The organism is Nocardioides sp. HB32 (assembly GCF_054058995.1).
In genome coordinates, this window is sequence record NZ_JBSSBS010000001.1 from 1395444 (window position 1) to 1415150 (window position 19707).

A 19707-nucleotide genomic window follows, 5' to 3' on the forward strand; every position below is an offset into this window, starting at 1 on the left:
GTCAGGCCTCCGGTCCGGGCAGGTTCACGAGTACGGCGAGCGCCGCGCGGTGCGCCTCCGGCGTGCCGTGCAGCAGCTCGCCGGCCTTGGCCCGCTTGAGGTGCAGGTGCGCGGGGTGCTCCCAGGTCATGCCGAGACCGCCGTGCAACTGCACCGCCTCCTCGGCCGCGTGCGTCGCGGCCTCGCCGCAGAAGGCGGCCGCGACGGCGACCGCCACGGGTGCGTCGGGGTCGTCGGTGGCGAGCGTCGCGGCGGCGTACCGGGCCGCGGCGTCGGCCTGCTCGACCTCGGCGTACAGGTCGGCGAGCCGGTGCTTGATCGCCTGGAAGCCGCCGACGACCCGGCCGAACTGCCGCCGCTCCTTGAGGTAGGCGACCGTGGTCTCGAGCGCCCAGCGGGCGACGCCGACCTGCTCGGCGGCGAGCAGTCCCGCGCCGGTGAGCAGCGCCCGGTCGATCGCCGCGGCGGCGTCCGGGGACACCAGCGTCCGCTCGGCTCCCGCGAGGTCGACCTCGGCGAGCGGGCGGGTCATGTCGAGCGACCCGACCGGCGTGACGCCCGCACCGCGGACGGCGTACAGCGCGTCGCCGTCGGGGAGCAGGAGGACGTCCGCGGGCAGGCCCACCGTGGTGAGCGCCGCCGGTCCGTGCCGCCGCGCGGTCGGCCGCACCAGGAGCGCGGCGGTCTGCTCGCCCGACGCGAGCGCCGGCAGGATCGTCGTGTCGCCCAGGGCGACCAACGCCGTGGTCGCCACGACCGAGGAGGTCAGGAACGGCGAGGGGGCCGCGGCCCGGCCGAGCTCCTCCAGCACCGCCGCGGCCTCACGGGCCGATGCGCCGGCGCCGCCGAGCTCCTCGGGCACCAGGAGCCCGGGCAGGCCGAGCCCGACGAACGCCGACCACAGCGGCGCCGTCACCTCGTCGGCGCCGTCGTAGAGGGCGTTCAGCCGCTCGACCGGCGCGTGCCGCTCCAGCGCCTTCCGCACCGACGCGCGCAGGTCCTGCTCGACGTCGTCGGCCAGCAGGTCGACGCTCGCGGGGGAGGTGGTCGTCATCGCGGCAGGTCCTTCCAGGGCACGTCCTTGTCGACACGGTGCTCCGTCGGCAGCCCGAGTACACGTTCGGCGACGACGTTGCGCAGCACCTCCGACGTCCCGCCCTCGATCGAGTTGCCCTTGGCGCGCAGGTAGCGGTAGCCGGCGTCCTTGCCGAAGAAGTCCACGTGCGTGGGGCGGCGCATCTCCCAGCTGTCGTACCGCAGCCCGTCGTCGCCGAGCAGGTCGACCTCGAGCGCCGAGAGCTGCTGGTTGATCCGCGCGAAGGACAGCTTCATCGCGGAGCCCTCGGGGCCGGGTACGCCGGCGGCCAGCTTCTGCCGCAGCCGGGTGGCCGTGATGCGCGCGACCTCGGTGTCGATCCAGCCGCGCAGCAGCCGCTCGTGCGTCTCCGCCGTGCGCAGCTCCGGCCGGGTCCGCCACGTCTCCGCGACCTTCATCACCATGCCGAACTCGCGTGGGAAGGCGCTGCCGCCGATCGCGACCCGCTCGCTGGAGAGCGTCGCGTTCGCGACCTTCCAGCCCTCGCCGACCTCGCCGAGCCGGTCGGCGTCGGGGATCCGGGCGTCGGTCAGGAAGACCTCGTTGAACTCCGCCTCACCGGTGATCTGGCGCAGCGGTCGCACCTCCACCCCGGGGTCGTGCATGTCGAGCACGAAGTACGACAGCCCCGCGTGCTTGGGCTGGTCGGGGTCGGTGCGCACGATCATGATCGCCCGGTCCGCGATGTGGGCCGAGGACGTCCACACCTTCTGACCGTTGACGATCCAGGTGTCGCCGTCGAGCACGGCTCGGGTCGCCAGACCCGCGAGGTCCGAGCCCGCCCCCGGCTCGGAGAACAGCTGGCACCACACCTCCTCGCCGCACCAGAGCGGGCGCAGGTAGCGGTGCTTCTGCTCGTCGGTGCCGAACGCGAGGATCGTGGGCGCGGCCATGCCGAGCCCGATGCCGATCCGTCGCGGGTCGTTGTCCGGTGCCCCCGCGGCGTGCAGCGCCTTCTCGACGACCGGCTGGAGCGACCGCGGCAGGCCCAGCCCGCCGAGGCCCTCCGGGAAGTGCACCCACGCGAGGCCGGCGTCGAACCGTGCGTGCAGGAAGTCCATCGTCTCGGTCGACGCGGGCGGGTGCTCCGCGAGCAGCGCGGCGACGCGCTCGAGCAGTGCCTGCTCATCCATCGGTCGTGCGCCCCGTCGTGTGCCGGGCGATCTCCGCCTTGGCCAGCGAGTTCTTGTGCACCTCGTCCGGGCCGTCGGCGAAGCGCAGGGTGCGGATGCCGGCGTACGCCGCGGCCAGGGGGAAGTCCTGCGAGAGCCCGCCGGCGCCGTGCACCTGGATCGCCTTGTCGAGGATCCACTGCACGGTCTGCGGGGTGGCGATCTTGATCGCCTGGATCTCGGTGTGCGCGCCGCGGTTGCCGGCGGTGTCCATCAGCCACGCGGTCTTGAGGACCAGCAGCCGGAGCTGCTCGATCCGGACGCGGGACTCCGCGATCCAGTCGCGGACCACGCCCTGGGCGGAGATCGGCCGGCCGAACGCGACCCGGCTGTCCGCCCGCCGGCACATCAGGTCGATCGCGGCCTCGGCCACGCCGATCGAGCGCATGCAGTGGTGGATCCGGCCGGGCCCGAGGCGGGCCTGCGCGATCGCGAAGCCGGCCCCCTCCTCGCCGATCAGGTTCGACGCCGGGACGCGCACGTCCTCGAGCACCAGCTCCGCGTGGCCGCCGTGCTCGTGGTCGTCGTACCCGAAGACCTCCATCCCGCGCCTGATCGTCAGTCCCGGGGTGTCGCGCGGGACCAGGACCATCGACTGCTGGCGGTGCCGCGCGGCGTCGGGGTCGGTCTTGCCCATCACGATGAAGATCTGGCAGTTCGGGTTCATCGCGCCGGTGATCCACCACTTGCGGCCGTTGAGGACGTACTCGTCGCCGTCCCGCTCGATGCGGGTGGCGATGTTGGTGGCGTCGGAGGACGCGACGTCGGGCTCGGTCATCGCGAACGCCGATCGGATCTCGGCGTCCAGCAGCGGCCTGAGCCAGCGCTCCTTCTGCTCGGGCGTGCCGAACAGCGAGAGCACCTCCATGTTCCCGGTGTCCGGTGCCGCGCAGTTGAGCGCCGGCGGCGCGAGGTGCAGCGAGCGCCCGGTGATCTCGGCGAGCGGGGCGTACTCGAGGTTCGAGAGGCCGGGGGAGTCGGCGTGCTCCCGGGGCAGGAAGACGTTCCAGAGCCCGAGGTCGCGGGCCTCCTGCCGGAGCTGCTCGAGCACCGGGACCGTCGACCACTCCCAGCGGTCGTCCTGCTCGGCGAGCTGCTCGTGGAACGTCGCCTCGGAGGGCGCGATGCGCTCGGCGAGGAAGCGCTCGAGCGTCTCGATGCGCTCCTGCGTCCGGGCGTCGTGGCTGAAGTCCATCAGTGGTCCTCTCCGAGGGCTTCGAGCCCCGCGGTGATCAGTGGGTCGAAGCCGGCGCCGATCTGGTCGAACCCCTCGCCGACCGTGGCGCCCTGCAGGAAGCGGAACTGGATCCCCTCGAGGATCACGGCGAGCTTGAAGTACGCCAGCCCGAGGTGCCAGCCGAACTCCTGGCCGATGTCCCCGAGGTCGCGCCCGCGGGCGGCGGCGTACCGCGCCAGGTGCTCCTCGCCCGACGGGTACCCGGGCGCGTTGGCGACGTCGGAGACCAGCCCGGCCGCCGGCAGCGAGGCCAGCCGGTCATAGACCAGCAGGAGGGCGAGGTCCGTGCGGACGTCGCCGAGGGTCGCCATCTCCCAGTCCACGACGGCCTTGACGTGGTCGTCGTCGCCGGTGAGCAGGTTGTCGAGCCGGTAGTCGCCGTGCACGATCCCGACCCACCGTCCGTCGTCGACGGGCACCCGGGCGGTGAGCCGCCGGTGCAGCTCCTCGGCGTCCGGCCGGTCGGTCGTCCTCGAGCCCTCGAGCTGCTGACCCCAGCGGCGGACCTGGCGCTCCAGGAACCCGGCCGGCCGGCCGAACCCGGCCAGCCCGACCGCTGCGGGATCGACGGTGTGCAGCCGGGCGAGCACGTCGACCATCTCGCCCGCGATGCGGGCGGTGCGCTCCTCGCCGAGCGCCGCCAGCTGCTCGGAGGAGCGGTACGCCGTGCCGAGCACCCGCTCCATGACGTAGAACGGTGCCCCGATCACGTCCGGGTCGGGGCAGTGCGCGTACGTCGCGGGCACGGGGACGTCGGTGCCGGCGAGCGCCGACATCGCGGTGTACTCACGGTTCATGTCGTGCGCGGTGGCCTGCACGTGGCCGAGCGGTGGGCGCCGGACGATCCACCACGAGGCGCCGTCGGTGAGCTCGTAGGTGAGGTTCGAGCGCCCGCCCGCGATCACCGATCCCGAGAGGTCGCCCGCGATCTCGCCGGGTCGCTGCTCGTCGTACCAGGCGCGGAACGCGCCCAGGTCCAGCCCCGGGGTCTCCTCGGTCGGCCCTGTCATCAGCCCCACGCTCCTGCCTCGTCGACCTTCTGCTGGAGCCGGCGCATGCCGGCCAGCCACTTCTCGGTGTCGGAGGCGCGCACGGCGTAGTAGCCCGCGACCTCCGGGTGCGGGAGGACCAGGAACCGGCCCTCCTCGATCGCCTGCACGGCGGCTTCGGCGACCTGCTCGGGCTCGAGCGCGGAGTCGCGCGAGAGCAGCGCCTGCAGGCCGCCCGCGTCCTCGAGCATCTGCGTCTTCACGCCCTGCGGGCAGATCGCGTGCACGTCGACGCCGCGGGCGCCGTACGTGACCGAGAGCCACTCGGCGAAGGCGACCGCGGCGTGCTTGGTGACGGAGTACGGCGCGCTGCCGATCATCGTCAGCAGCCCGGCCGCCGACGCGGTCACGACGAACCGGCCGCCCTGCCCGTCCGCGAGCCAGCGCGGGACCAGCGCGCGGGCCGCGCGGACGTGCGCCATCACGTTGACGTCGATGACCCGGTCCCAGACGTCGTCGGGAGCCTGGAGGCTGTCCGGCCCACCGGACCCGTCGATGCCGGCGTTCGCGAAGAAGACGTCGACCCGGCCGAGGGCCTCGATCGCGGCGTCGACGAGGGCGTCCGGTGCGGTGACGTCTCCGGGGATCGCGGTGCCGCCGATCTCGTCGGCGACCGCGCGGGCGTTGTCGGCGTCCAGGTCGTTGACGACGACCCGCGCGCCCTCCTGGGCGGCCCGGACGGCGAGCGCGCGGCCGATGCCGCGGCCGGCGCCGGTGACGACGACGCCCCGGCCGGCGAGCGCGCCCATCAGTGGCCGCCGGCGAGCGTGACGCCGCCGTCCAGGGTGATCGTCTGGCCGGTCAGCCACGCGGCGTCGTCGGAGAGCAGGAAGGCGACCGCGCCCGCGACGTCCTCCGGCACGCCGAGCCGGCGCAGCGGGTAGCGCGCGGCGACCTCGTCCTCGCGGCCCTCGAACAGTGGCGTCGCGAACGCCGTCTTGACGATCGCCGGCGCCACGGCGTTGACGCGGATCGACGGGCCGAGCTCGACCGCGAGCGTCTCGGTGAGGCTGATCAGCATCGCCTTGGACGCGCCGTACATCCCGATCATCGGGGCGGGCTTCACGCCGGACACTGAGGAGATGTTCACGACGGCGCCGCCGTGCTCCCGCATCCAGCCGCGGTACGCCGCCTGCGTCCAGGCGAGCGCGCCGAGCGCGTTCACCTCGAGCATCTTGCGGGCCGCGCCGAGGTCGGACTCGATCAGCGGCGCCGCGACCGGGTTGATGCCGGCGTTGTTGACCAGCAGGTCCAGGCTGCCGAACGCCTCGACCGCGCGGCGCACGACGTCCTCCTGGTGCGCGGCGTCGTCGGCCTTGCCGGCGACGCCGATGGCGTACCGCGGGCCGCCGAGCGCCTCGACCGCCTCCGCCAGCGTGTCCGGCTTCCGCGCGGTCACGCAGACCTGGGCGCCCTCGTCGATGAGGCGGTGGGCGACCGCCAGGCCGATCCCGCGGCTGGCTCCGGTCACGACGGCGACCTTGCCCCCGAGTCCCTGCACGTGTCCTCCTGTGGTTGCGGTGTGACTAAGCGCTTGCTTACCATGGCCGGGATGAGCGCGTCCACCCCTCTGCCCGATGCCCGGACCCGGCTGGCCCGGGCCGCCGTCGACGCGTTCGCGGCCCGCGGCTTCCACGGGACCACCACCCGGGACATCTCCACCACGGCCGGCATGAGCCCGGCGGCGCTCTACGTGCACCACCGCTCCAAGGAGGAGCTGCTCTTCGAGCTCGCGCACGCCGGGCACCTGCGGGTGTTGGAGCTGGTGCGCTCATCGGTCGCCCGCTCCGCGGACCCGCTCACCCAGGCCGGCGACCTCGTCGAGGACTTCGTCCGCGACCACGCCGTCTCGCACACCGGTGCCCGGGTGATCAACTACGAGCTCGCCGCGCTGAGCGAGGAGCACCGCAGCGAGATCCTCGCCGTCCGCCACCAGATCGACCTGGTGCTCCGCGAGGTCGTCGAGCGGGGCGTCGAGGCCGGGGTGTTCAGCACGTCCGACCCGCACATGACGTCGCTCGCGATCCTCTCCCTCGGCATCGACGTGGCCCGCTGGTACCGCGACGAGGGCCGGTGGACGCCCGACGAGGTCGCCGCCCACTACCGCCTCCTCGCCCTCCGCATGCTTGGAACCTGAGCCCAGTGGCAACATCTGCGCCATGACCTACGAGCCGGCTGAGAACAGGTACGACACTGACGCGACCGGGATGGAGTACCGCTTCACGGGGCGGAGCGGGCTGAAGCTGCCGGTGATCTCGCTCGGCCTCTGGCAGAACTTCGGGACCGACCGGCCGGAGGAGACCCAGCGAGCGATCCTGCGCCGGGCGTTCGACCGCGGCGTCACGCACTTCGACCTCGCGAACAACTACGGCCCGCCGTACGGCCGGGCGGAGGAGAACTTCGGGCGCTACCTGCGCGACGACTTCAGCGGGCTGCGTGACGAGCTGGTGATCTCCACCAAGGCCGGCTGGGACATGTGGCCGGGGCCGTACGGCCGCGGCGGCGGCTCGCGGAAGTACATGCTCGCCTCGCTCGACCAGTCGCTGGGGCGGCTCGGGCTCGAGTACGTCGACATCTTCTACAGCCACCGCTTCGACCCCGAGACGCCCGTCGAGGAGACGATGATGGCGCTCGACCACGCGGTCCGGCAGGGCAAGGCGCTGTACGCCGGGATCTCGTCGTACTCCGCCGCGAAGACCGGCGAGGCCGCGTCGATCGCCCGCGAGCTCGGGACGCCGCTGCTCATCCACCAGCCGTCCTACTCGATGCTCAACCGCTGGATCGAGGAGGACCTGCTCGACGAGCTCGAGCAGGAGGGGATGGGCTGCATCGTGTTCAGCCCGCTGGCCCAGGGCCTGCTGACCGACCGCTACCTCGACGGCGTGCCGGAGGACTCGCGGGCCGCGCGGCACCAGTCCACGCTGCCCGGCGACCACCTCGACGACGCGACCCTCACGCACGTGCGCCGGCTCAACGAGATCGCGCAGGAGCGCGGCCAGTCGCTCGCCCAGCTCGCGCTCCAGTGGGCCGTCCGCGACGGCCGCGTCACGTCGGCGGTGATCGGCGCCAGCTCGGTCGAACAGCTGGACGCCAACCTCGACGCGCTGGCCTTCCCGGCGCTCAGCGACGACGAGCTGCGCCGGATCGACGAGCACGCGGTCGAGGCCGGCATCAACCTCTGGGCGAAGCAGACCGAGGAGTAGTAGCCACACTCTCGGACACGATGCCCGGGAACGCCTCCGGCAGCCCGGTCAGCCCGGCGTCCGTCGCGTCGATGCCAAGGACGTTGCGCAGCTGCGCAATGACGACCTGCTCGACCGCCGGCCACGCCTCGGTCGGCGGCAGGTCGGGGGCGAAGCAGCCGTCGGTCGCGAGCGGCCTGAGGTTGTCCGGGATCGGGACGCCGAGCAGGGCGGCGAGCGACAGCAGGCCGCCCTGGTCCGCGCCGATCTCGCAGATGTCGCTGAAGACCAGGTGCCCGGCGTTGTCGAGCACCACGAACCGCTTCGGCGAGTGCATCGCGGCGTACGCCGTCCGCATCTCGTCGAGCGGCACGACCGTGTCCGCGCTGCCGGTGATCAGCAGCCCCGGCTTGTGCGGGACCGTGACGCTCTGGTCGAGCGCGCCGACCGACGCGCCGGCCATGCCGATGAAGGTGTCGACGCGCCGGTCGATCGCGGCGAGCTTCTCGACGGCGCTGCCGCCGGCCGAGTGGCCGAGGGCGGCGACCCGGGTGAGGTCGACGCGGTCGCGGAAGGCGCTCGACCCCCTCGCCGCCTTGCCCGCCATCAGCGTGATCGTCGCCCGCAGGTCCTGCACGTCCGTGGTGGCGCCGGCGGGACCGCCGAGCACGCGCGTCAGGTCGCGGCTCGGGTGGTCCGGGGCGGCGACCACGAACCCCCACGACGCGAGCGCCGCCGTCAGGAACGTCGACTGGTCCCGGAACCCGGCGTACCCGTGGCTGAACACGACGAGCGGGAACGAGCCCCGCGCGACCGGCACGCCGAGCGCACCGCGCACCCCGCCGGACGGATGGGCGACCGAGGCGCCGGGCGGCAGCAGTGCTTGGAGGAACGGCGGCAGCCAGTCGACGAGGTCGTAGCTGCCCATCGGCTTCCCGGCGACGTCGGCGGCCCGGGCGGGGTACCAGATCTCGACGGGGATGCCCGAGTGCAGCTTCGCGGTCCGCTCGCCGACGGCGTACGGGCCGGGCTCGGTGAACGTGGTGGGGCCGACGACGAGCGCCGCGGGAGCCGGGGCGGCAGGAGCGGGGGCGGCCAGGCCGATCGAGGCGACGACCACGGCGGCGGCGAGGACGATGCGCGGGCTCACGGCCGCAACCTAGACCCGGAGGAGCGCCGTCGTGGCAAAACGGGGTGCCGGACGGCGCCCGGTCGCGGACAATCGATCCCGTGGGACACGTGGACGTGGCCGGGGTGCGCTATGAGCTCCCTGACGGGAGAGTGCTGCTGGACGACGTGTCGTTCCGGGTGGGCGAGGGCGCCAAGGTCGCGCTCGTGGGCGCCAACGGCGCCGGGAAGACGACGCTGCTGCGGATCATCACCGGCGACCTGCAGCCGCACGCCGGGGTCGTGACCCGCTCCGGCGGGCTCGGCGTGATGCGCCAGGCCGTCGGCGCCGCCCTCGGTGAGGACCCGACCGTGGCCGACCTGCTGCTGAGCGTCTCCCCGCCGCGGATCCGGGCCGCCGCACACGACGTCGACGCGTGCGAGCGCGCGCTGATGGACACCGACGACGAGAAGACCCAGATGCGGTACGCCGCGGCGCTCGCGGAGTACGCCGACGCCGGCGGCTACGACCTCGAGGTCACCTGGGACGTGTGCGCGACGGCCGCGCTCGGGGTCTCCTACGACCGGGCGAAGTACCGCGAGCTCCGCACGCTGTCCGGGGGCGAGCAGAAGCGGCTCGTGCTCGAGTTCCTGCTCCGCGGGCCGGACGAGGTGCTGCTGCTGGACGAGCCCGACAACTACCTCGACGTGCCCGGCAAGATCTGGCTCGAGGAGCGGATCCGCGAGTCGGACAAGACCGTCCTGATGATCAGCCACGACCGCGAGCTGCTCAACAACACCGCCACCCGCGTAGTGACCGTCGAGCTCGGGAGCGCGGGCAACCGCGTGTGGACGCACCCGGGCGGGTTCGCGTCGTACCACGAGGCGCGCCGCGAGCGGTTCGCCCGCTTCGAGGAGCTGCGCAAGCGCTGGGACGAGGAGCACGCGAAGCTCCGTGCGCTGATGCTGATGTACAAGCAGAAGGCGGCGTACAACGCCGACATGGCAAGCCGCTACCAGGCCGCCCAGACCCGGCTGCGCCGGTTCGAGGAGGCCGGTCCGCCGACCGAGCAGCCGCGCGAGCAGCAGGTGAAGATGCGGCTCAAGGGCGGCCGCACCGGCAAGCGGGCGGTGGTCTGCGAGAACCTCGAGCTCACCGGGCTGATGCGGCCCTTCGACCTCGAGGTCTGGTACGGCGAGCGCGTTGCGGTCCTCGGCTCCAACGGCTCGGGCAAGTCCCACTTCCTGCGGCTGCTGGCCGCCGGCGGCACCCGGCCCGACAAGGAGCACGAGCCGGTCGGCGACGCGGTGATCGAGCCCGTGCAGCACCGGGGCCTGGCCCGGCTCGGCGCCCGGGTCCGCCCGGGCTGGTTCGTGCAGACCCACGAGCACCCCGAGCTGATCGGCCGGACGCTGCTGGAGATCCTGCACCGCGGCGACGAGCGCCGCGACGGCATGGGCCGCGAGCAGGCCAGCCGGGTCCTGGACCGCTACGAGCTCAGCGCCCAGGCCGACCAGCGGTTCGAGTCCCTCAGCGGCGGTCAGCAGGCGCGCTTCCAGATCCTGCTGCTGGAGCTGTCCGGCGCCACGCTGCTGCTGCTCGACGAGCCGACCGACAACCTCGACGTGCAGTCCGCCGAGGCGCTCGAGGACGGCCTGGAGGCCTTCGAGGGCACGGTCCTCGCGGTCACCCACGACCGGTGGTTCGCCCGCGGCTTCGACCGGTTCCTCGTGTACGGCGCCGGTGGCGAGGTGTACGAGTCGGACGGACCGGTGTGGGACGAGGGCCGGGTGCAGCGAACCCGATGAGCGGCCTGGTGGTCACGCCGCTGGACGCCGGCGACCGGGCCGAGCTGGACGCCTGGCACGCGGTCTACCTGGCCGCGGAGCACGCGACCGGCGACGACGTCGGCGCGCCGTGGCAGCTGGAGGAGGTGCGCGTGCTGATGCAGGGCCCGGGCACCCGCGCGTGGTCGGCCGGCTTCTCGGGCCGCGTCGACGGGGAGCTCGTCTGCGCGGGCTGGATCCGCACGCCGATGCTCGACAACCTCGACCGCGCCGAGCTCAGTGTGCACACGGCCCCGGGACGCACCCGGCAGGGGTACGCGACCGCGATGCTCGCCCACCTGGAGCAGGTGGCCCGCGAGCGCGGCCGCTCCGTGCTGACCGGCAACGCCTGCTGGCCGTACGTCCTCGGGCCGGACGGCGCCGGGTCACCGGGGCGGGAGCTCGCCCGCGGTGCGGGCTACGACCTGGCGCTCGGCGACGTCAAGCGGGTGCTGCACCTGCCGGTGGCCGACGGCGTCCTCGAGCGGCTCGCCGCCGAGGCGGCGCCGCACCACCGGGACCACGAGCTGCGGTCGTGGGTCGGCCCGGTCCCGGACGAGCTGCTGGCCGACTGGGCCCGTCTCGACGCGCTCGTGGAGACGGAGGCGCCGACGCGCGACCTCACGCTCGAGCCCGCGACCACCGACCCGGCCGTGGTCCGCGAGGCCGAGGCGATGCTCGCGGCGCAGGGACGGACGTCGTACCACTCGGTGGCGCTGGGACCGGACGGCCGGATGGTCGCGTTCACCCAGGTCGTGACGACCGTGCACGAGCCGGGGCGGGCCTACCAGTGGGGAACGCTCGTCGAGCGGGCCGCCCGCGGCCGCCGGCTCGGGATCGCGGTGAAGGTCGCCAACCTGCGCCTCCTCGAGGCCGAGGCGCCCGGCATCCGGCTGCTCTCGACCTACAACGCCGAGGTGAACGCGCCCATGGTCGGTGTCAACGAGGGGATCGGCTTCGTGCCGGTCGCGCGGATGGGTGAGTTCCAGCGCCTGCTGACCTGAGGAAGAGCCCCACCGGCATGACGGGAGACGGACCTGCATGCCGGTGGGGCGCTTGTTCCCTTCTCGGGGGAGAGAAGAGCTCGGGGGTTCCTAGGAGTTGGACGTCCCGGCGTCCGAGTCGAGGGTGAGCGTCACGGTCTTGGTGTCGCCGGCGTGCTCGTAGGTGACGGTGACCTTGTCGCCCGGCCGGTAGGACCGGACGGTGGCGACCAGCGAGTCGGCGCTGGTGATCAGGTGGTCGTCGACCTTGGTGATCACGTCGCCCTTCGTGAGGCCCGCGTCGGCCGCGGTGGAGCCGGCGGTGACGTCCTGGACCTCCGCGCCGTCGGTGAGCAGGGCACCGGACTGGCTGGCGGCGGTGGAGACCTGGATGCCCAGGCGGGCGTGGGTCGGGGTCTCGCCCTTGGCCATCTGGTCGACGACCGGCATCACCTCGTCCATCGGGATCGCGAAGCCGAGGCCGATCGAGCCGGCCTCGCCCTCCGAGGAGGTCGCGGTGCGGATCGAGGCGTTGATGCCGACGACGTTGCCGTCCAGGTCGACGAGGGCACCGCCGCTGTTGCCGGGGTTGATCGCCGCGTCGGTCTGGATGGCGGGGTACGTCGTGCTGTTGCCCTGGCCGTCCGAGCCCACGTCGACCGGGCGGTCGAGCGCGCTGACGATGCCACTGGTGACGGTGGAGTCGAGGCCGAACGGCGAGCCGATCGCCACGACGCTCTCCCCGACCTTGAGGTCGGAGGACTTGCCGATGGTCGCGGGCGTGAGGCCGGAGACGCCCTGGGCCTTGATCACCGCGGTGTCGGTCAGCGGGTCCGTGCCGAGGACGTCGGCCTTCGCAGTCGAGCCGTCGTTGAAGGAGACGGCGAGGGAGCCGCCGTCGCCGGCGAGCGCGACCACGTGGTTGTTGGTGAGGATCTCGCCGTCCGAGCTGAGGATGATGCCCGACCCGGAGCCCGATCCCTGCGAGCCGGAGACGTCGATCTTCACGACGGAGGGGAGCACCTTGGCCGCCACCGCCTCGACCGAGCCGCTGGGCGCAGGGGAGTCGGGGGTGTCCACGACCTGCGAGGTGGTGGGGGTCGCCGCGCTGCCCGCGTTCGCCGTCCCGTTGTCGTCGAGGGCGTTCCAGGCGGCGGCACCGCCGACACCCGCCACGCCGCCCACGACGACGGCGGTGGCGATGACCGTGGCCGCCAGGCCCGCGCGTCGCGGCCGGCGCTGGGCGGGCAGCGGCGCGGTCTGCGTCATCGCCGGGGGACCCTCCGGGGGCGGTCCCAGCGGGACGTCGTGCGAGAAGTAGGGGTTCTGGCCCGGCGGGGGGGTGGTGGGCTGGTCGTTCATGTCTCAACTGTGTGGGGCCAGGCTGTGACCACCCTGAGACGTCGCTGGGCTCGTCCGAAGAACTACTCGTCGGCCTCGACGCTCAGCGTCATCTTCTTGAGCAGCGTGGCGAGCGTCGCGCGCTCGTCGGGGGTCAGCACGTGGACGACCTCGTCCTCGCCCGCTCCGCGCAGCTCCATCGCCCGCCGCCAGACCTGGGCGCCCTTCCGGGTCACCTCGACGTCGACCCGGCGCCGGTCCTCCTCGGCGGCCCGGCGCTGGATCCAGCCGGCGTTCTCCAGCGCATCGAGGCGACCGGTCATGCCGGCGTTGCTGATCTCCAGGTCGGCGGCGAGGGCCGACGGGCTCGCGTGGCCCGGGGTGTCCCGGATCATCAGCAGGTGCAGGGTGTCGTACTCGAAGTCCTGCAGCCCGGTCTCGACCAGGGCCTCCTGCTTGACCGCCCGGAAGTGCTTGGTCAGGCGTCCGATCCGCACCACGATCGCCTCGACGTCGTCCTCGAAGTGGACGTCGATCCAGTGGTCGCGCCAGCGCGCGACGTGCCGGTCGGCCCAGTCCTCGGTGGCCCCCTCCATGGCGCCATCCTAGGCGTTAGTTCGTTGACGAATAGTTCGTCAGCGAAGCATCATGTCCCGGTGAGCACCCTGGACGCGGCACCGGCGGGCACGGACCGGCCGCTGCGGCACCGCAACTTCCGGCTGCTGGTCACGGGTACCGCGACCAGCACGCTGGGCAACACCATCACCCCGGTGGCGCTGGCGTTCGCGGTGCTCGACCTCGGTGGCTCCGCCTCCGACCTCGGTCTCGTCGTCGCGCTGTACGCCCTTGCCGACGTGGTCACCGTGCTGTTCGGCGGTGTGCTCGGCGACCGGGTCCCGCGCCAGCTCATGCTCGAGGGCTCGTCCGCGGCGTGCGCGGTCACGCAGGGTGTGGTCGCGGCGCTGCTGATCGGCGGGTGGGCGACGATCCCCCTGCTCGGCGCGATGGGGGTGCTCAACGGCTGCCTCGGCGCGCTGAGCCAGCCGTCGGCCTCGGCGATGACCCGGGTCACGGTCCCGGCCGGGCTGGTCGCGAAGGCCGTGGCGCAGCGGGCGCTGCTCCAGACCAGTGCCGGCGTGGTCGGGTTCGCGGTGGGCGGCGTGCTCGTCGCAGGGGTCGGCTCCGGCTGGGCGATCGGCGTCGACGCCGCGACGTTCGCGATCGCGGCGTACTGCTTCTCCCGGCTCGACGTCCCGCACACCCGCCAGGAGGGCGCGCGTCCGACGTTCCTGAACGACCTCGGCGACGGCCTCCGCGAGGTCCTGCGGCACACCTGGCTGTGGCTGCTGATCGGGCAGGCGCTGCTCTACCACCTCTTCTACGGCGGCGCGCAGTCCGTGCTCGGCCCGATCGTGATCGGGGACCAGTTCGGCCGGTCGTCGTGGGGCCTCGCCCTCGGGACGCTGATGGCCGGGTTCGTGGCCGGCGGCCTCCTGTGCCTGCGCTGGGAGCCCCGCCGCAGCCTCTTCGTCGGCACCGCGCTGCTCTCGCTGACCGCGGCGTTCCCGCTCGCGATGGCGTTCAGCGACCACCTGCTGCCGATCCTGGTGGGCGCGTTCCTGCACGGCTTCGGGCTGCAGGTCTTCGACGTCCAGTGGCAGGTCGCGATCCAGCAGAACATCCCCGAGGAGAAGCTCGCCCGGGTCTACTCCTTCGACATGGTCGGGTCGTTCGTGGCGCGTCCTCTCGGTCTGGTGCTGGTCGGGCCGATCGCGGCGGTCGTGGGCTTCGACACCTGGCTCGTGGTGATCGGCCTGGTGATGGGCTGCTCGTCCCTGCTCGCGCTGCTCTCCCCCGACGTACGCCGCCTGCAGCGTTCCTGACCGGTCCAGTCCGGTGCGGGGCCGTTTGCCCGAACCGGCCGCAGTCCGCCCCGGCGGCTGGCACCGTCGTCGGTGCTGACCTACTGGGGGGTAGACACGATGCGTATGTCTGGGTCCACGCGCGCGCCTCGCGCGCTCCGTCTTCCGGCTCTCGCGGCCGCTCTCGCCTGCTGCCTCGGCTCGCTCGCCGTGCTGCAGCTCAGCGAGGGCGGTGCGGACGCGCGCACGCCTGTCTCGTGCACGACTGTCGCGAACGCGTTCGGCCCGGCGACGGGATGGACGGAGTTCGTCGAGGGGAACGGAACCCGCGGTTCCGAGTCCGAGGGCGCCATCGCGTACGGCGGCAACCACAGCGCCGGCGGCATGACCGTGGGGACCCGGCTCGCGTCGGGGTTCCCGGCCGGCTCCGCCGCGCTGGTGATCGCCGGCAGCCACGGCAGCTACAACCTCCAGAAGGGCAGCGCCTACGTCACGCCGCAGTCGGGAGTGAACTTCAACGGGGGTGCCGGCGCCGGCTACCTCGCCAGCAACCCGGTCGACTTCGGCACCGCGTTCAGCCAGCTGCGCGCGCTGTCGACCGCCTGGGGCGCCGCGACCGCGACCGGCACCGTGACCAACGGCACCGCGGGCGGCAACCCGGCGCTGGTCCTCACCGGCACGGACAGCTCGCTGAACGTGTTCGACCTGACACCCGCCCAGGCCGCCGACCTCGCGGCCGGCAAGCACGTCGGCTACCACGTGCCCGGGAGCGCGACCACGATCATCAACGTGCCCGGCACGTCGGTGAGCCTCGCCGGCCAGATGTGGGACGTCTCGTCGGGCGCGAGCCAGGTCAACGACACCGTGATGGCGTCGTACCCCGGCATCATCTGGAACTTCCCGGACGCCACGACGCTGACGATGAGCTACGGGTCCGCCTGGGGCGGCCACATCCTGGCGCCGAACGCGGCGTTCACGGTCAGCTCGGTCGGCCACACGATCGGCCAGGTCATCGCCAAGAGCTTCGCGTCGGGCTTCGAGACGCACCAGAACCTGCTGCCGAGCAGCTCCTGCGTGCCGACGCCGCCCTCGACGCCGGCCACCGCGGACGTCACGATCACCAAGTCGGCGTCGACCGCGACGCCGCACGGCGGTGACACCTTCACCTACACGCTGACCGCCCGGAACGTCGGGAACGACGACGCCACCGGGGTCGTCGTCCACGACGCGCTCCCCAGCGGCGTGACGTTCGTGTCGGCCTCGGCCCCGTGCACGCAGGCGGCCGGTGTCGTGACGTGCAGCGTCGGCAACCTCGCCGCCGGCGCCTCGACCACGGTGACCGTGACGGTGACCGCGAATCCCATCGCCGGCGCCGGCCGGTCCTCGCAGCCGCAGGCCTACCACTGGCTGACGCCGTACCACCCGGAGGTGCAGGTGGACCTGGACCCCGGCCAGCAGCGGAGCGTCACGCTCTCCTGCAACCCCGGTGACATCCTGAGCGACGGCGACTTCCGGATCGACCACGTCGACCAGGGCACGGGCACGTTCTCGGACGTCACGGTCCTCAGCTCGCAGAGCATCGGCATCGGCACCTGGAAGGGCGTGATCCGCAACGACGCGACCGGCCGGGTCCAGGCCAAGGCGTTCATCGTCTGCCTGCCGGGACAGACCGAGGCCGCCGACCGCCAGACCGGGCACGGCGACAGCCACCGGCACCCGCTGCTCGCCGACGCGGCGCCGGCCACCGCCACCCAGGCGCTGCCCGCCGGCCGCACCTCGGTGACCCTGACCTGCGGTGCCGGGACGGTGCCGGTCGCGCCGGGCTACGACCTCTCGTCGGGCGCCGCCGTCCTCGTCGGGTCGGAGACCGACCAGGACGCCCGGACCTGGACGTTCACGTTCGACGCCGCCTCGCCGGTGACCGCCACGGTCTCGGCGCGCTGCCTGCACACCACCGTCGGTCCGGTGCTCGGCCACACCCACGAGCTGCGGTTCACCCACGTCGTCGACACCGTCTCGGTGCCGGGCGACACCGCTGCCGAGGGCAACGAGTTCAAGGTGACCTGCCCCGACGACGCCAAGGGCGTGGTCGCGACCTTCGACCTGCCCCCGGGCGTGCAGCACTGGGGCAACGACCCGCGGCTCAAGGAGCGCGCCTTCCGGCTCTTCAACCGGAGCGGGTCCGCCCAGAACGCCACCCTCGACCTGGTGTGCCTGCACGACCGGACGACCACGGAGCGGATGGGCACGACCGAGCCGGTGACGGTCGAGAACGTCGCCACGGTGACGTCGACCTCGGCCGACGCGAACCCGGCCAACAACAGCGCCGGCGCCACGGTGACCGTGCAGCCGGGCGCGGACACCGCCGGATTCGTCGGCGCCGGCCGGGTCTCGGGGTCGTCGTTCTCGATGCGGATCGTCTCCTCGATGCCCGGCCGGGGCGCGCTGACGGTGCGGTCGGGCGGCACCGTGCTGGCCCGTGGCGCGGTGGGCCTGAAGCCGGGGCAGTCGGCCACGGCCTCGCTGCACCTGAGCGCCGCGGCCAGGCGGCAGCTGGCGAAGCTGGACCAGGTCAGGATCACCGTCGACCCGTCGCGTGGACGGCCCGTGTCGAGGACGGTCAGCGTCCTGTCGTAGGTCCGGTCGTGGGCCTCAGACGGGGAGGCCGCGGCTGCGCAGCTCGGTGCGCAGCGCGGGCGCGCCGGTGAACAGGATCGCGTCCATGCCGAGCGCCGCGGCCGCCTCGACGTTGCGGGGGCTGTCGTCGACGAAGGCGAGGCGGTCCAGCGACAGACCCGCCCGCTCGGCGGCGATCTCGAAGGCACGGGGGTCGGGCTTCGCGATCTTCACCTCACCGGAGACGACCACGGCGTCGAGCAGCCGGAGCACCGCGAACTGCTCGGCGGCGTACGGGTAGTAGAGCTCGTCGGACCAGTTCGTGAGGCCGACCACCGGGACGCCGGCGACCTTCAGGTCGCGCACGACGTCGAGGCTGCCCGGCACCTCGCTGAGCGAGGCCGGGAAGTGGGCGAGGTAGGCCTCCGCATGCTCCACCCAGTGCGGGTGGGTGCGGCGCACCTCGGCGACGCCGTCGGCCCACCGCCGGCCGCTGTCCTGCTCGTGGTTCCAGGCCATGAAGTCGAAGTCCTCGGCGTCCAGGAACCGCCGGGCCTCGTCGGCACCGACCCCCGCCGCGATGGCGAGGGCCGGTTGCCAGCTGATGAGGACGTTGCCGAGGTCGAGCACCACGCCGGCGGGAGGCTTGTTCACCGACCTCACGCTAGCGAGGTCAGCAGCGACCGCCGGCCCTGACCCGTCGGGCCGTTGGTACTTCGCTTCGCTCAGGACCAACGCTCCGACGCGGGCACGAACTCCAGCGTGCGGGCGCCGGTGTAGATCTGCTTGGGGCGCGCGATCTTCTGCTCCTTGTCCTGGACCAGCTCGGACCACTGGGACAGCCAGCCCGGGGTGCGGCCGATCGCGAACAGGACCGTGAACATCTCCGGCGGGAACTGGAAGGCCTCGTAGATCAGGCCCGAGTAGAAGTCCACGTTGGGGTAGAGCTTGCGCTTGACGAAGTACTCGTCCTCGAGCGCGATCTTCTCCAGCTCCTGGGCGATCTCGAGGAGCGGGTTGACCCCGGTCACCTCGAAGACGTCGTCGCAGGCCTTCTTGATGATCTTCGCGCGCGGGTCGTAGTTCTTGTAGACGCGGTGGCCGAAGCCCATCAGCCGCTCGTTGCCGTCCTTCACGCCCTGGATGAAGGCGGGGATGTTCTCCTTGCTGCCGATCCGCTTGAGCATCCGGAGCACGGCCTCGTTGGCACCGCCGTGCAAGGGGCCGAAGAGGGCGCCGACACCCGCCGCGACCGCGGAGTACGGGTCGACCTGCGAGGAGCCGACGGAGCGGACCGCGTTGGTCGAGCAGTTCTGCTCGTGGTCGGCGTGCAGGATGAACAGCACGTCGAGGGCCTTGACCAGGCGCTCGTCGGCGTCGAACTTCTGCTCGCTCATCTTGAACAGCATCGACAGGAAGTTGGCGGTGTAGCTGAGCTCGTTGTCCGGGTAGACGAACGGCTTGCCCTGCGCGTGGCGGAACGACCAGGCGCCGAGGGTCGGCATCTTCGCGATCATCCGCACGATCTGCATGTGCCGGTTGTCGGCGTCGCTGATGTTGCGCGCGTCGGGGTAGAACGTCGAGAGAGCGCCCACCGATGCCATCAGCATCCCCATCGGGTGCGCGTCGTAGCGGAAGCCCTGCATGAACTCCTTGACGTTCTCGTGCACGAACGTGTGGTAGGTGATCTCGTGCACCCACGACTCGTACTCCTCCTTGGTGGGGAGGGATCCGTGGACGAGGAGGTACGCGACCTCCAGGAACGAGGACTTCTCGGCGAGCTGCTCGATCGGGTAGCCGCGGTACTCGAGAATGCCCTTGTCGCCGTCGATGTAGGTGACGGAGCTCCGGCAGGACGCGGTGTTGACGAAGCCCGGGTCGTAGACGGCCAGCCCCGGCGTGTCGCCGTCGGTCCTGATCTGTCCCAGATCCGCGGCCTTGATGGTGCCGTCGGTGATCGGGACCTCGTACTCCTGTCCGGTGCGGTTGTCGCGGACGGTGAGAGATTCAGTCACCCTCTCAACTTAGACTGCGACTCAACGGCTGGCGAAACCGCGTCTCGAAACCTCGGCCCGTCCCGGACCGCGCACTGCGGTTTTGACCTGCGCGGACGCGCCCCCGTACTCTTGTCAGTCGCGCCCCTGCCGCGCTCCGACCCGCCACGGGATCGGGGTGCAGACCCGGACTCCTCGTCACACAGGACCAGCCGGGCAGTGTTCGTCAGAAGGCGTCGCA

General features: G+C 72.5%; 17 protein-coding genes. 6 read left to right on the top strand and 11 right to left on the bottom strand.

Translation table 11 applies throughout. From position 1 onward, the window contains the following. Position 1: 1 nt before the first annotated feature. From ACVW2K_RS07120 to ACVW2K_RS07145, 6 genes are read right to left on the bottom strand one after another with little or no spacing between them, the layout of a single operon-like run. Positions 2–1054 carry an acyl-CoA dehydrogenase family protein gene (locus tag ACVW2K_RS07120; protein WP_457202027.1) on the bottom strand — a complete coding sequence of 351 codons (1053 nt, stop codon included), beginning with the start codon at positions 1052–1054 and terminating at the stop codon, positions 2–4. After that, positions 1051–2229 (bottom strand): acyl-CoA dehydrogenase family protein, encoded by a 1179-nt coding sequence (locus ACVW2K_RS07125; RefSeq protein WP_457202028.1) that lies wholly within the window; start codon positions 2227–2229, stop codon positions 1051–1053. Before ACVW2K_RS07125 ends, ACVW2K_RS07120 begins: the two co-directional genes overlap by 4 nt. Then, positions 2222–3463 carry an acyl-CoA dehydrogenase family protein gene (locus ACVW2K_RS07130; protein WP_457202029.1) on the bottom strand — a complete coding sequence of 414 codons (1242 nt, stop codon included), beginning with the start codon at positions 3461–3463 and terminating at the stop codon, positions 2222–2224. Before ACVW2K_RS07130 ends, ACVW2K_RS07125 begins: the two co-directional genes overlap by 8 nt. Continuing rightward, positions 3463–4515: a phosphotransferase family protein gene (locus tag ACVW2K_RS07135; RefSeq protein ID WP_028636355.1), complete on the bottom strand. Its 1053-nt coding sequence runs from the start codon at positions 4513–4515 to the stop codon at positions 3463–3465. Before ACVW2K_RS07135 ends, ACVW2K_RS07130 begins: the two co-directional genes overlap by 1 nt. After that, complete coding sequence (locus ACVW2K_RS07140; protein WP_457202030.1) at positions 4515–5303, bottom strand: SDR family oxidoreductase; 789 nt, start codon at positions 5301–5303, stop codon at positions 4515–4517. The genes ACVW2K_RS07135 and ACVW2K_RS07140 overlap by 1 nt, the downstream gene beginning before the upstream one ends. Further along, positions 5303–6055: an SDR family oxidoreductase gene (locus ACVW2K_RS07145; RefSeq protein WP_028636353.1), complete on the bottom strand. Its 753-nt coding sequence runs from the start codon at positions 6053–6055 to the stop codon at positions 5303–5305. The genes ACVW2K_RS07140 and ACVW2K_RS07145 overlap by 1 nt, the downstream gene beginning before the upstream one ends. A 51-nt stretch (positions 6056–6106) precedes the next feature. Between ACVW2K_RS07145 and ACVW2K_RS07150 the strand changes: the two genes are divergently transcribed. After that, positions 6107–6691 carry a TetR/AcrR family transcriptional regulator gene (locus ACVW2K_RS07150; RefSeq protein WP_457202031.1) on the top strand — a complete coding sequence of 195 codons (585 nt, stop codon included), beginning with the start codon at positions 6107–6109 and terminating at the stop codon, positions 6689–6691. A 22-nt stretch (positions 6692–6713) separates the two neighbouring features. Then, a complete protein-coding gene (gene mgrA, locus ACVW2K_RS07155) occupies positions 6714–7757 on the top strand; it encodes an L-glyceraldehyde 3-phosphate reductase (protein ID WP_457202032.1) in 1044 nt (347 codons plus the stop codon). Here the strand turns inward: mgrA and ACVW2K_RS07160 are convergent. Further along, complete coding sequence (locus tag ACVW2K_RS07160) at positions 7726–8886, bottom strand: alpha/beta hydrolase family protein (protein ID WP_457202033.1); 1161 nt, start codon at positions 8884–8886, stop codon at positions 7726–7728. The two genes, mgrA and ACVW2K_RS07160, sit on opposite strands and share 32 nt — an antisense overlap. Positions 8887–8966: 80 nt before the next feature. Here ACVW2K_RS07160 and ACVW2K_RS07165 point away from each other — a divergent pair, with 80 nt between their 5' ends. Continuing rightward, on the top strand, positions 8967–10652 hold the full coding sequence (locus tag ACVW2K_RS07165) for an ABC-F family ATP-binding cassette domain-containing protein (protein ID WP_457202034.1): 1686 nt from the start codon (positions 8967–8969) through the stop codon (positions 10650–10652). Beyond that, positions 10649–11674, top strand: coding sequence for a GNAT family N-acetyltransferase (locus ACVW2K_RS07170; protein WP_457202035.1), 1026 nt, complete (start codon positions 10649–10651; stop codon positions 11672–11674). Before ACVW2K_RS07165 ends, ACVW2K_RS07170 begins: the two co-directional genes overlap by 4 nt. Positions 11675–11764: 90 nt before the next feature. Here the strand turns inward: ACVW2K_RS07170 and ACVW2K_RS07175 are convergent, their stop codons facing one another. Both ACVW2K_RS07175 and ACVW2K_RS07180 read right to left on the bottom strand, forming a co-directional pair. Beyond that, positions 11765–13015: a S1C family serine protease gene (locus ACVW2K_RS07175; RefSeq protein ID WP_457202036.1), complete on the bottom strand. Its 1251-nt coding sequence runs from the start codon at positions 13013–13015 to the stop codon at positions 11765–11767. Between the two features lie 62 nt (positions 13016–13077). Next, complete coding sequence (locus tag ACVW2K_RS07180; protein WP_457202037.1) at positions 13078–13590, bottom strand: MarR family winged helix-turn-helix transcriptional regulator; 513 nt, start codon at positions 13588–13590, stop codon at positions 13078–13080. Positions 13591–13650: 60 nt separating this feature from the next. Between ACVW2K_RS07180 and ACVW2K_RS07185 the strand changes: the two genes are divergently transcribed. After that, a complete protein-coding gene (locus tag ACVW2K_RS07185) occupies positions 13651–14877 on the top strand; it encodes an MFS transporter (protein ID WP_051548792.1) in 1227 nt (408 codons plus the stop codon). A gap of 189 nt (positions 14878–15066) precedes the next feature. After that, entirely contained in the window at positions 15067–17493 is a 2427-nt protein-coding gene (locus ACVW2K_RS07190; RefSeq protein ID WP_457202038.1) for a choice-of-anchor A family protein, read from the top strand. Between the two features lie 15 nt (positions 17494–17508). On the opposite strand, the gene ACVW2K_RS07195 is transcribed toward ACVW2K_RS07190, so the two are convergent. Together ACVW2K_RS07195 and ACVW2K_RS07200 are read right to left on the bottom strand one after the other, a co-directional pair. Beyond that, a complete protein-coding gene (locus ACVW2K_RS07195; protein ID WP_457202039.1) occupies positions 17509–18126 on the bottom strand; it encodes an HAD family hydrolase in 618 nt (205 codons plus the stop codon). Between the two features lie 71 nt (positions 18127–18197). Further along, positions 18198–19487 carry a citrate synthase gene (locus ACVW2K_RS07200; RefSeq protein WP_028636342.1) on the bottom strand — a complete coding sequence of 430 codons (1290 nt, stop codon included), beginning with the start codon at positions 19485–19487 and terminating at the stop codon, positions 18198–18200. Positions 19488–19707 lie beyond the last annotated feature (220 nt).